The 12,242-nt window shown below is 69.4% G+C and carries 9 protein-coding genes; 7 read left to right on the plus strand and 2 right to left on the minus strand.

Features of this window, described 5'->3' with window-relative positions; translation table 11 throughout:
* The first annotated feature begins 161 nt into the window (after positions 1–161).
* From groL (Pla133_RS15415) to Pla133_RS15440, 6 genes are all read left to right on the plus strand, one after another.
* A complete protein-coding gene (gene groL / locus Pla133_RS15415) occupies positions 162–1,826 on the plus strand; it encodes a chaperonin GroEL (protein WP_145066784.1) in 1,665 nt (554 codons plus the stop codon).
* A gap of 62 nt (positions 1,827–1,888) precedes the next feature.
* Entirely contained in the window at positions 1,889–3,493 is a 1,605-nt protein-coding gene (groL, locus tag Pla133_RS15420) for a chaperonin GroEL (RefSeq protein WP_145066786.1), read from the plus strand.
* A 172-nt stretch (positions 3,494–3,665) separates the two neighbouring features.
* The gene (gene dnaJ, locus Pla133_RS15425) at positions 3,666–4,802 is read left to right on the plus strand and encodes a molecular chaperone DnaJ (RefSeq protein WP_145066788.1); all 1,137 of its coding nucleotides are present in this window, start codon (positions 3,666–3,668) and stop codon (positions 4,800–4,802) included.
* A gap of 103 nt (positions 4,803–4,905) precedes the next feature.
* Positions 4,906–5,514, plus strand: a complete 609-nt coding sequence (locus Pla133_RS15430; RefSeq protein ID WP_145066790.1) for a nucleotide exchange factor GrpE — start codon at positions 4,906–4,908, stop codon at positions 5,512–5,514.
* 71 nt (positions 5,515–5,585) lie between these two features.
* On the plus strand, positions 5,586–5,975 hold the full coding sequence (locus Pla133_RS15435) for an FmdB family zinc ribbon protein (RefSeq protein WP_145066792.1): 390 nt from the start codon (positions 5,586–5,588) through the stop codon (positions 5,973–5,975).
* A gap of 115 nt (positions 5,976–6,090) precedes the next feature.
* Entirely contained in the window at positions 6,091–7,257 is a 1,167-nt protein-coding gene (locus Pla133_RS15440; protein ID WP_145066794.1) for an SPASM domain-containing protein, read from the plus strand.
* Positions 7,258–7,316: 59 nt separating this feature from the next.
* Here Pla133_RS15440 and Pla133_RS15445 read toward each other — a convergent pair whose 3' ends face one another.
* Positions 7,317–8,150 carry an HAD family hydrolase gene (locus Pla133_RS15445; RefSeq protein ID WP_419191572.1) on the minus strand — a complete coding sequence of 278 codons (834 nt, stop codon included), beginning with the start codon at positions 8,148–8,150 and terminating at the stop codon, positions 7,317–7,319.
* A 93-nt stretch (positions 8,151–8,243) separates the two neighbouring features.
* Positions 8,244–11,318, minus strand: coding sequence for a carboxypeptidase-like regulatory domain-containing protein (locus tag Pla133_RS15450; RefSeq protein WP_145066798.1), 3,075 nt, complete (start codon positions 11,316–11,318; stop codon positions 8,244–8,246).
* A 252-nt stretch (positions 11,319–11,570) separates the two neighbouring features.
* Between Pla133_RS15450 and Pla133_RS15455 the strand changes: the two genes are divergently transcribed.
* A complete protein-coding gene (locus Pla133_RS15455; protein ID WP_145066801.1) occupies positions 11,571–12,224 on the plus strand; it encodes a hypothetical protein in 654 nt (217 codons plus the stop codon).
* Positions 12,225–12,242 lie beyond the last annotated feature (18 nt).

The raw sequence follows: 12,242 nt of genomic DNA on the forward strand, positions 1-12,242 counted from the left end.
TGCTGAGGCGTAAGGCTTCCACAGCGCTCGCGCCACCGCGCGAAGCCGCCCGCCTCCCGCGGGTCAGTCATCCCCACGAGGCGACGGCGCTCTCCAGACGGACAGCTCGTCCGCCTCGCCCGGCGCCCAACGCGCCGGAACCCACACAAGATCACACCCCCATGGCCAAGCAGATGGTTTTCGAGGCAGACGCGCGCGAAGCACTTCGCGAGGGCGTCGCCAAGCTCGCCAAGGCCGTCACCAGCACCCTCGGTCCGCGCGGTCGCAACGCGGTCCTCGACAAGGGCTGGGGCGCACCGACGATCACCAAGGACGGCGTTTCCGTCGCCGAGGAGATCGAGCTCTCGAACCCCTACGAGCAGATGGGCGCCCAGCTCGTCCGCGAGGTCGCGAGCAAGACCAGTGACGTGGCCGGCGACGGCACCACCACCGCCACGCTCCTGACCGAGAGCATCTTCACCCACGGCCTGCGCGCCCTGACGGCCGGCGCCTCGCCGAACCGCCTCAACGCGGCCCTGCGCGACGGCTCCGAGGCCGTCGCCGCGGCCCTGGACAAGGCCTCGAAGTCGGTCACGACCTCGGCCGAGATCGCCCAGGTCGCGACGATCAGCGCCAACAACGACCCGCGCATCGGCAAGCTCATCGCCGGTGCGATGGACAAGGTCGGCAAGGACGGCGTGATCACGGTCGAAGAAGGCAAGAGCCTCGAGACCGACATCGACATCGTCGAGGGCATGCAGTTCGACCGTGGCTACCTGTCGGCGCACTTCGTGTCCGACACGAGCGCCATGGAGTGCGCCTACACCAACCCGCTGATCCTCGTCCACGAGGGCAAGATCTCCAGCGTGCAGCAGTTGCTGCCCCTGCTCGAGGCCGTCAAGGGCTCGAAGAAGCAGCTGCTGATCATCGCCGAGGACGTGGACTCCGAGGCCCTGGCGACCCTGGTCGTCAACAAGCTGCGCGGCATCGTCGACGTCTGCGCGGTCAAGGCTCCCGGCTACGGCGAGCGCCGCAAGGCCATGCTGATCGACATCGCGACCCTGACCGGTGCGACCGCGATCATGAAGGACCTGGGCTTGGACCTGGAGCGCGTGACGCTCAAGGACCTGGGGACCGCGCGTCGCGTGATCGTCAGCTCCGACAACACCATCGTCGTCGGCGGCAAGGGTGAGCAGAAGGCCCTCGACGGCCGCATCGCCCAGATCCGGCGCGAGGTCGAACGCACCACCTCCGACTACGACCGCGAGAAGCTCCAGGAGCGCCTCGCCAAGCTGACCGGTGGCATCGCCCAGATCAACGTCGGCGGCGCGACCGAGACCGAGGTCAAGGAGCGCAAGGCGCTGATCGAAGACGCGCTGCACGCGACCCGTGCGGCAGTCGAGCAGGGCATCCTGCCCGGCGGCGGCGTGGCCCTGCTGCGCGCGCGCGGCGTGCTGGCCAAGCTCCCGTCGAAGGACGAGGACTACAAGATGGGCCTCGAGCTGCTGAACGAAGCCTTGGCCCGTCCGCTGATGACGATCGCCCAGAACGCCGGCTTCGACGGCGCCGTGGTGGCTCACCGCGTGATGCGGGACAAGAGCAAGACCTACGGCTTCGACGCGCTCAAGGGCGAGTACGTGGACATGCTCGATGCGGGCATCGTCGACCCGACCAAGGTGACCAAGGCGGCCCTGCAGAACGCCGTCAGCGTGGCCGGCCTGCTGTTGACCACGGACGCCCTGATCGCCGTCAAGCCCGAGCCCAAGGGCGCTATGCCCCCCGGCGGCGGAATGGACGGAATGGATGGGATGGGCGGCATGGGTGACATGGGCGGAATGGGCTTCTGATCCGAGCCTGCGCCTGATCCCGTACTTCCGAACACACGAAACAAGCTGAAGAGAAACCACCCATGTCCAAGCAGATCCTGTTCGACGACACCGCACGCCAGAAGATGCGCGTCGGCATCGAGAAGCTCGCCAAGACCGTGCGGGTCACGATGGGCCCGGCGGGCCGCAACGTGATCCTCTCCAAGTCCTTCGGCGCCCCGTCCGTGACCAAGGACGGCGTCTCCGTGGCCAAGGAGATCGACCTCGACGACCCCTTCGAGAACATGGGCGCCAAGCTCGTGCTCGAGGTGGCCAAGAAGACCAACGACGTGGCCGGTGACGGCACCACCACGGCGACGGTGCTGGCCTCGGCGATCTTCGAGCAAGGGCTCAAGTTCCTGGCCTCCGGCGTGAACCCCATCTCCCTGCGCAATGGCATCGAGAAGGCCGTGGCGACCGCAGTGGCCGAGATCGAGTCCATGTCCCGCAAGATCAAGACCCACGCCGAGAAGGCGTCGATCGCCACGATCTCGGCCAACAACGACCCGACCATCGGCAAGCTCTTGGCCGACGCCTTCGAGAAGGTCGGCGACGACGGCGTGATCACGGTCGAGGAGAACACCGGCCTCGGCACCGAGCTTGAGCTGGTCGAGGGCATGGAGTTCGACAAGGGCTACCTGTCGCCCTACTTCGCCACCAACGCGTCGAAGCTGATCGCCGAGCTCGAGGATCCCTACATCCTGATCCACGAGAAGAAGATCACCAGCGCCCGGGACCTGATCCCGCTGCTGGAGAAGACGGCCCAGACCGCCCGCCCGCTGCTGATCATCGCCGAGGACATCGAGGGCGAGGCCCTGGCCACCCTGGTGATCAACCGCCTGCGCGGCATCCTGAACGTGTGCGCCGTCAAGGCGCCCGGCTTCGGCGAGCGTCGCAAGGCCTACCTGGGTGACATCGCGGCCCTGACCGGCGGCGTGGCGATCACCGAGGAGCTCGGGCAGAGCCTCGAGAACATCAGCATCGCCGACCTCGGTACGGCCAAGCGCGTGCGCGTCAGCAAGGACTCCACCACCCTGGTCGAGGGTGGCGGGACCGCCAAGGCGATCAAGGAGCGCTGCGCCCAGATCCGCACGCAGATCGAGAAGACCAGCTCCGACTACGACCGCGAGAAGCTCGAGGAACGCCTCGCGAAGCTCTCGGGCGGCGTGGCCGTGGTCAAGGTCGGTGGCGACACCGAGTCCGAGATGAAGGCCGCCAAGGACCTGGTCGAGGATGCGCTCAACGCGACCCGCGCCGCGATCCAGGAAGGCGTCGTGCCCGGTGGCGGTGTGGCGCTCCTGCGCGCCGCCGACGCACTGGTCGACACCCGCACCAAGGGCGACGAGAAGTTCGGCGTCGACATCGTGCGCCGCGCGCTCGAGCAGCCCGCCCGCCAGATCGCCGAGAACGCCGGCGAGGATGGTTCGGTGGTCGTCGAGATGATCCGCGAGAAGGGCAAGAACTTCGGCTTCGACACCCTCAACCGTCAGTACGTCGACATGGTCAAGGCCGGGATCATCGACCCCGCCAAGGTCGTGCGCTCGGCGCTGCAGAACGCGGCTTCGATCGCCGGCCTGCTGCTGACCACCGACTCCATGGTGACCGAGCTCAAGGACGACCGCCAGGCCATCACCGGCAGCCTCTCCTGACCCTCGAGAACCGCGACGCGACGCGAGCGGTTCACCGCTGATACCCGCCGGGGCGGGGCCCGGGCGCACTCGGGTCCCTGGCTCCGGCCGGGGGTCCGCGCACAAGAGAGGGCGGCGACTTCGAAGGTCGCCGCCCTCGATCCGTCCCACCCCCCGACAGCGACAGACGACGATGAGCGAGAAGCGCGATTACTACGAGGTGCTCGGGATCGAGCGCAACGCCGGCGCCGACGACATCAAGCGCGCCTATCGCAAGTTGGCGATGCAGTACCACCCGGATCGCAACCCCGACGATCCGGACGCGGAACGCAAGTTCAAGGAGGCCGCGGAGGCCTACGACATCCTCGGCGACGCCCAGAAGCGCGGTCAGTACGACCAGTTCGGTCATGCGGCCTTCTCCGGCGGCGCGGCCGGCGGCCAGCGCTTCTCGAACCTCGAGGACATCTTCGACGCCTTCGGGGACATCTTCGGCGGTGGTGGCGGCGGTGGCTTCTTCGGCGACCTCTTCGGGGGCGGCCGCAGGCGCCAGCGTGGACCGCGCCGCGGACGCGACCTGAAGATCGTGCTCGAGATGACCCTCGAGGAGATCGACAGCGGCGTCGAGCGGACCATCTCGCTCAAGCGACACGAGCACTGCGACTCCTGCAACGGCAACGGGGGCAAGGACGGCGCCGCCCCCACGACCTGTCCCACCTGCGCCGGGGCCGGGCGCGTCCAGCGCACCCAGGGCTTCTTCGCGGTGCAGACTGCATGCCCCACCTGCCAGGGGCGCGGACAGGCGATCAGCGACCCCTGCACGGTCTGCAGCGGTAGCGGGCGCAAGACGGTCGAGAGCGAGGTCGTGATCCAGGTCCCGGCGGGCATCGAGGACGGTATGCGGATCCGCGTGTCAGGCGCCGGTGACACCGGTGATCCGGGGGCGCCCCGCGGCGACCTCTACTGCATCGTGCGTGAGGCCGAGCACGCGGTCTTCCAGCGCGGCGGCGCGGATCTGATCACCGAGATCCCCTTTGGCTTCTCGCAACTGGCCCTGGGCGATCGGGTCGAGATTCCGACCCTGCGCGGCAAGGCCGACATGAACATCCCGGCCGGCACCCAGCCCGGACGGGTCTTCCGAATGCGCGGACAGGGCCTGCCGCACTTGGAAGGCTCGGGCCGCGGCGATCAATTGGTGCGGGTCTTCGTCGAGGTCCCGAAGAAGCTCACCGACCGTCAGAAGGACCTGTTGCGGGAGTTCGCGGAGATCGAGGGTGAGAGCACCGGCTCCCGCACGATCCTCGAGCGCATTACGGACTACTTCAACGGTTGAGCGGGACCCGGCGGCGCAGCAAGAGAACGAGTACGGCGCGACAGACCAGCCTCGGGGAGGCCCGATCGGGACCAACTGGCCCGCTCGGAACGATCGAAGCACGATGACCAAGAACCATCCTGACACCACCAACGGCGAGATCCCGGTCGACGAGCTCGAGCCGCTGGAGCGCGAGCCCCACTCGGTCGAGGACCCCGCAGCCCCCGAGTCGGCGCAGGAGTCTGGGGATGACAGCCTGGAGTCCCTGCGCGCCCAGCGGGACGAGTACCTGGGTCACTGGCAGCGCGCCCAGGCGGACTACCAGAACCTCAAGCGGCGGTCCTCGACCGACGTGGAGAACCGACTGCGCCGCACGATGGAGCCCCTGCTCCGGAACCTGCTGCTGGTCATCGACCACCTGGACATGGCCCTGATGAGCCCGGCGCAGAGCCAGGACGCCCAGAACTTGGCCATGGGCGTCGAGTTGGTCCGCCGGCAGATGGCCACGGCGCTCGAGGAGAGCGACGTCGAGCCCATCGCCGACGGGGGCAGCTTCGATCCCGAACTGCACCAGGCCGTGGCGCGCGTGCAGGACCCGGACGCCGAGCCCAATACGGTCCTCGAGACGGTCCGCCGCGGCTACACCTGGCGCGGCCGGGTCCTTCGCCACGCAGAAGTGCGCGTCGCTGCCGAAGCAGGCGGCGATTCGAGCGATCCCGACTCCGAGGGCTGAGCGAGCGCTCGCCAGTCGTCCCGCCCGCTCACTCGCTCCCCATCCGTCCCAACAGCACCGCTCCCATCAAGATGCCGACCTACGCCTATGTCTGCGGCGCCTGTGAGGCGCGCGTGGAGTTCTTCCAATCGATGCGGGAAGGACCCAAGCGCAAGTGCCCACAGTGCGGAAAGCTGCGGCTCCAACGCCAGATCGGCGGCGGTGCGGGCTTCATCTTCAAGGGGGCGGGCTTCTACCAGACGGACTACCGCTCGGACTCCTACAAGCAGCGGGAGGCAGCGGAGAAGGGTGCGGAGTCCTCCGCCCCGGATTCCGCGGCGGCAGGGACCTCGGCGGCGCAATCGAAGGCCGCGGAGCCCAAGGCGAGCGGCTCGACCGAACCCGGTTCGGGCAAGTCGAAGACCGCCGGAAAGGCAGGCTCGGGCAAGGACTCGCCCGCTTCGGGTGGTGACGCCGCCTGAGAACGGGCGATCGGAGGCACGGGCGATCGTGGCGCCGGTAAGCACGAGTGCCCGTGGAGGCTGCTCGCCTGCGTGAGCGCGCCGTGCTCCTGGCTGTGATACAAACGGTGCCGCGATGAGCGACGTGAGTCAGCAAACCGAGACCGGCCAGACGACACCGAAGCCCTCGGGCGGGCGCAAGTACGAGCGCGAGGTGGCGAACTTCGTGGCGCTCACGGGTGACCTGGCCGCGGGGAGGCTGGAGTGGTCGTCGAGGCCCTACTACCTCGAGTACTCCACCAACAGCGCCTGCAACCTGCGCTGCATCATGTGCAGCCAGGTGGAGAACCCGCCGGTGGTCTCGACCCCCCTGGACCTGCAGGAGGACCTACTTGACGCGCTCCTGCCCCTGACCACGATCTGGACGCCGAGCGCCACCAGCGAGCCGCTCCTGAACAACTTCAAGCGGCTGCGACCGATGCTGGAGAAGCACCAGGTCGCCCTCGACATCATCACCAACGCGATGCTGCTGACCCCGGCGGTCTTGGAGGGCATGCTGCCCTTCCTGCACCGGTTGACCCTCTCGGTCGACAGCCACAAGCCCGAGGTGTTCGAGAAGCTGCGGGCGCCGGCGGACTTCGCCACGGTGATCGAGCACTCGCGCCACGCCACGCGCGTCTGCCGCGAACACGGGATCCCCGTGGTCTACCACATGGTCCTGGCCCACGAGTGCCTGCCGGACCTCGAGGACTACGTGGACTTCGTGGCGGACCTGGGCGGCTCGCGCATCACCGTCCTGGAGCTCTTGCCCAACAGCCCGCAGTTCCAGGAGCTCGACCCCTTCCAGCGTGACGGCGAGCAGCACGTGGCCGCGCGCCTGGAGTCCATGCGGGCGCGGGCCGAAGAGCGCGGAGTCGGGATCTTCTTCGAAGTCCGCGAGCCCCTGGGCGGTGAGTACAACTACGCGCCCGTGGCGAGCCGCATCAACTCGGGCACGGTGCTGGAGATGATGCACGGCGAGCTGGGCATCCAACACGAGGGCTTCTGCCCGATGGTCGCCGGCTACTTCAAGGTCGAGCCGGACGGGCGGGCCTACCCCTGCTGTCGCGCCCCCGTGGAACTCGAGCTCGGCAACGTGCTCGAGGAGGGCTTCGAGGGCGTGTGGAACGGTGAGAAGATGCAGAAGCTTCGCAAGCGCATGTTCGAGCGCGACTACCCCCAGCCCTGCGTCGGTTGCGCGGTGCTCGAGGGCCCGCGCTGGCGCGCGGAGGCCCGGCGACGCGAGGCGGGCGAGACCGAATGACCCGGGTCAGGCGGACGTCAGGTGCCAGGAACCCGTCCGCCGCCTGAGCGGGGGCGGGATCAGAACAGCTCGGCGATCAGGTCGGCGATCGCATCGCTGTCACAGGATCCGATCGAGCGGTGAGCGGATGCCCTGGCCTCCGTCATCGACTCCCCCATCGCCACCGCCAGTCCGGCGCGCTCGAACATGGGGATGTCATTGGTCGCGTCGCCCACGGCGACCACCCGCGCGGGGTCGATCCCGCGCTCCTCCCACAGCCAGCGAATGGCTTCGCCCTTCCCCCGGCAGGGGGGCTGCACGTCCACCACCTGGTAGGCGCTGCTGCGCTGGTGGGCGAGCCAGTTGAGCGGGAAGTCGGTCAGGTAGATCGGTCGATCGATCACGGCCTCGAGCTCCCGGGCCAGGCTGCCCGAGTCGCGACTCGAGCGGCAGTAGATCGAGATGCGGATCAGGTACTCGGTCGGCAGGTCGGCGCGCTCGACCAGCTCGAGCCCTTCCAAGCCACGCAGGGCGTCGAGTTCCTGGGGATCGGCGGGTCGCGAGGCGAACTTGCGGTGGTTCTGCATGACCGAAGTCAAGAGCTCGCGCTCGGCCGCGAAGGCCAAGGTCCGCTGCACCGCGACATCGGAGATCAGCCGCTCTTCGAGCAGCTTGTCGCTGCGCGGGCACCACAGGCCAGCCCCGTTGTAGACCACGCAGGGCAGCTCGATCTGCAGCTCACGCGCGATCTGGACCGTGCCGAGCTCGGAGCGGCCGGTCGCGATCATCACCGGCACGCCCCGTGCGACGAGGCCCCGTACGGCGTCGCCCACCCGCGGGCGCACGTGGCCGTCCTCGCCGACAAGGGTCCCGTCGAGGTCGAAGACGATCGCGTCGTAGGTCGGCTCGGACATCGGCCGGGGCATGGTACTGGGGCGCGCCGCCGGGATCACCCGTGCGGCGCGCCCCGTCGGCCCCGTCGGCCCCGTCGGCCCTGGTGGCCGGGGTCAGGGGATCGTCAAGGTCACCGGCTGTCGGACCTCCGCCTCGACTTCGACCGACTGGCTCGCGACCGTGTTGCTGGCTCCGTCCGGACCGAAGGAACTGACCGACAGCTCCCAGGTCCCAGGCCGCAGGCCGACGAGCAGCAGTTCGCCGCTCTCGGAGACGAACTCGCGACGGGGCTCGGGCGCGTCGTCCTCGTTGCCCTGCCAGCGCGCGGCGACCATGCAGACCCCAAAGGGCCGCCCATCGCTGTCGACCAGGTCCAGGGCAATGGCTCCCGCCGGCGCGATCTCGATGTCGACGCCGTCGCGACGCTCTCCCGCGGGGACCTCGAAGACGTCGCTCTCACCTTCCTCGCCCAGCTCGGGCTTGGCCTCGACTCGAATCGGCCGGTCGGCGGCCACTCCGCGCAGCTCGTACTTGCCGTCCGCGTCGGTTCGCACGGACACCGCTTGGTCCGGACCACCGAAGGTCACCATTCCGCCCGACCCACCGCCCGAATCGAAGGTCACAAGGCTAACGGCGCGCATCGACCCGACGACCTGGGGTCCGCCCGTCGCCTGCTGCACTTCCTTGGCCTCGACTACGACCCCAGCCATGGGCTCGCCGTGCTTGTCGACGATGCGCCCCGCAACGACCGTCAAGGGCAGGTCCAGGTCGAGCCGCTCCTGCGGATCGGAGAGCTCCGTCTCCAAGGTGTAGGGCATGGCCCGCGTGGCGTGGGTGACCTCGATCTCGTACTCGCCGGGCTGGATACCCTCGATCTCGTAGCGACCATCGGCGTCGGTGCGCGCCGAGGGTCCGCCCATGCCGGGCAGCCTCAGCATCGGGGAGCTGGCGTCGCCGGCCTTCGAGAGTGAAACGGTGGCGCCGATCAGGGGCGACCCGGACTCCGAGATCCGGCCGCGCAGCACCGTCAGCGTTGGCGAGACCAGGGTCAGGTCCGCCACTTCCCCGGCGACGACGGAAACGACGATCCAACTCTCGTCGGGCGCCGATTCGTCCACACTGGCGAAAACGAAGTTGCCCAACCCGCCGCCGGTGGAGCGCGACGTGTTGATCCTGAAGCGGTGTTCACCGGGCTCCAGGTTCTGGAAGGCGATCTGTCCCTCGGCGTCGGAGACCTCCCCGCCGCCGCCGAAGGAGCCGCCGATGATCCGCATGCCCTCGAACCCGCCGTCGCTGGGTGAACGGTGTTCGACCCTGGCCCCGGGGAGCGGGGTGCCGGCCTCGTCGACGACCAATACGCGCACTGCGCCGCCCTCGTCGAGGGCCACCTCGTAGGCTTCGCCACCGGACTCCAACTCGACGGGCTTCTGGTTCAGTCGAGCGAAGCCGTCGGCGGTCACCGTCAACTCGACCTGGCCCTCGAGCGCCGTCAAGCGCGCGATTCCATCGGCGTCCGTGACCGCCGAGCGCCTCTCGCCACCCCAATCGATCGATTGGGTCGCACCGGAATCGTCGACCGAGATCGACAGGGACATGGAGCGCGTGGCCCCCTCGGGCTGGGGCGGAGACCAGGGCGACACGTTCACCCTCGCGCCTTCGATCGGTTGTCCGTCACGCCCATCGACGACGCGCACGAGCATCACTTCGGCGCTCTCGAGGCGCAGGTCCCCGAGGTCTCGGCCCTGGCCCGGCTGGAGCACTCCCAGCTCGAGCTTCAATATCTCGTAGCCCACGGCTTCGATCGACAGGGTCGGCTGCACACCGGCCGCCCCCGCGTTCGCGCTCATGTTCTCGATTCGCGCTAGACCGCCGGGGTGATGGTTGGGCCGCTCTGAATCCGGCCCCTGCGCCGTCTCGTAGATGAATTGGCCGCTGGCCTTGGCCTCGAAGTCCTCGATCGGCTGCCCCGTGTTGTCGTCGACGACTCGGAAGCTGACCGACGAGCCGACGCTGTACTCCAGGATCAGGCCACCGTCGCCTCCGCGCGCGATGACCGCCTGGGAGCGCGGCTCCGCGTAGCCGAAGCGGAAGTCCCGGGAGCGATCGCTTCGAACCTTGGCCGACTCGCGCACCTGGACCCGATAGACCGCGTCCGGCACCAGGCCCGGGAGCGCGAAGCTACCGTCCGCCGCCGGCGCCAACTCGCGGCTGTGGCCCAGTTGCTCTTGGTCGACGGAGCGTGCCTGGACCACCAGGTCCCCCGCGAGACCAGCGGGTAGACCCACGATCTGACCGCTGATGGTCGCACCGCTGGAAAGCTGGAACTCGAGCCCGCTCGTGGTCGAGCCCGGTCCCGCGGAGTCGCCTTCGAACATGGCCGGCGGGTGCAACTCCGAGTTCACCACCAGGGCCCATGCGCCGCCCTCGATGCGGTCGACGACGAAGGCGCCGCCGCCGTCCGTGATCGCCAGGGGCTCCCGATCGAGCAGTGCACCGATGGTGAACCAGTCCTTGCTGAGCGGGAAGATCCGCGCGCCGGCGACCCCTGCGCCGCCCGCGTCGATGACCCGACCGCTGAGGATCGCGCCGCGGGCGGAGGTGACGTCTCCCAGGTCCAGTCGACCGCCGGCCGGGACTGCGAGGTCGGTCCGACGCACGGGCGCGTGTCCCTGCGCGCCGACCTCGAGCGTCCACACGCGTCCCCCGAGTCCGTCGATCTCGAAACGGCCGTCGGCGCCACTGCTAGCCTCGCGCGGCTCCTGACCCATGGCGAAGGCGTTGCCGCGGATGACCAGCTCGGCATCGGCCACGGGCGAGCCGAGATCGTCGACGATGCGCCCCACGAGTCGCCCGGAGGAGGCCTGGGCCTCGGGCTCGGTCGGCGAGACCGTCGGCGCGAGCTCGGTACTGACGACCGCACGGTTGTCGACGCTGCGCCCCTCGGCCGACTCTTCTCCGACGGCGCGCAGGGTCGTGTCCGCGCGCGGTCCGGCGGCGCTCACGGGCGCGGAAGGCGCAGCTCCGCCACCCGCGGGTGACACGGCAGTGGACGACCTGGCCCCCAGCAGAAACCAGCCCACCGCCGCGAGCAGGGCCAGGGCGCCGAAGACCAGGACAAGGACCGTCAGGGCGTTGCCTCGGCGGCGGACGGGGGGCCGCAGGGCCCAGGGGTTGCGGGTGGTGAACATCGCAAGAAGGCGCGCCCAAGGGGCGTCCCGGGGGGTCTCGATCGGAGGTCCGAGGTATCGGCCCGGACCGCCGCGGGGTGGGGTCGGGGCCCGGGCGGGCCCATCAACTACCGCGGTAGAAGATCCTACGCCCGTGCTTGCGCTGATGTTGGCCCGGAATTTCCGAACGGACCGAGCGGTGCTGGCAACTGGCCCGTCACGGCGGGACTGCGCCCGTGCGGCCGGCCCCCCGCCCGTGTCAGAATCCCGCCCATGATCCGTCGCCTGACCGCGCCCCTCGCCGTGACCGTGGCCCTCCTGGCCGGCGGCTGCGCCACCTCCAAGCTGCAGTACGACCCCACCGTCATCATCGATACCCGCGGCGGTCGTGAGCTGGGCGTCTCGACCAACTACGGCATCGTCTTCCTGGGTCGCACGGCCCGCGCCGGAGATGTCGACGTGGCCGTGTGGTTCGGCGATGGCCCCAGCATCGAGCAGAGCGTGATCGAGCCGGTGGGCGGCGGCCTCTACACCGTCGACACCGAGATCCGCGTGCCCTCGATCCCGCTCGGATTCACGGACCCCGCGGACGGCCAGCCGGTTTGGATCCAAGGGCGCGATGTCAACGGTCGTTGGCGCATGGAGACCCAGGTCGTGCGTCACCCCACGGTCGACGGGATCCTGCTCGCGGTGCCCGACGCCCTGGTCAGGTCCACCGACCAGACCGGCGCGGGAGTCTTCGTCTACGACGAGAAGGGTCGCGCGCGGGTCCTCGGCCTGGTCTCGGGGCGCCTGATGCTCGAGACCACCGAGGGCACCGAGTCGTACCTGACCGTGGTCGGCCCGGAGTCCCTGTGGCGCCTTGTCAGCTACCGCCGCGACCCGGACGTGCGGCACCGTGTGCCGTACCGCGACGACGTGCTCTGATCGCCTCCGGCCCGGGTC

Source organism: Engelhardtia mirabilis (assembly GCF_007748095.1).
Lineage (GTDB): Bacteria > Planctomycetota > UBA1135 > UBA1135.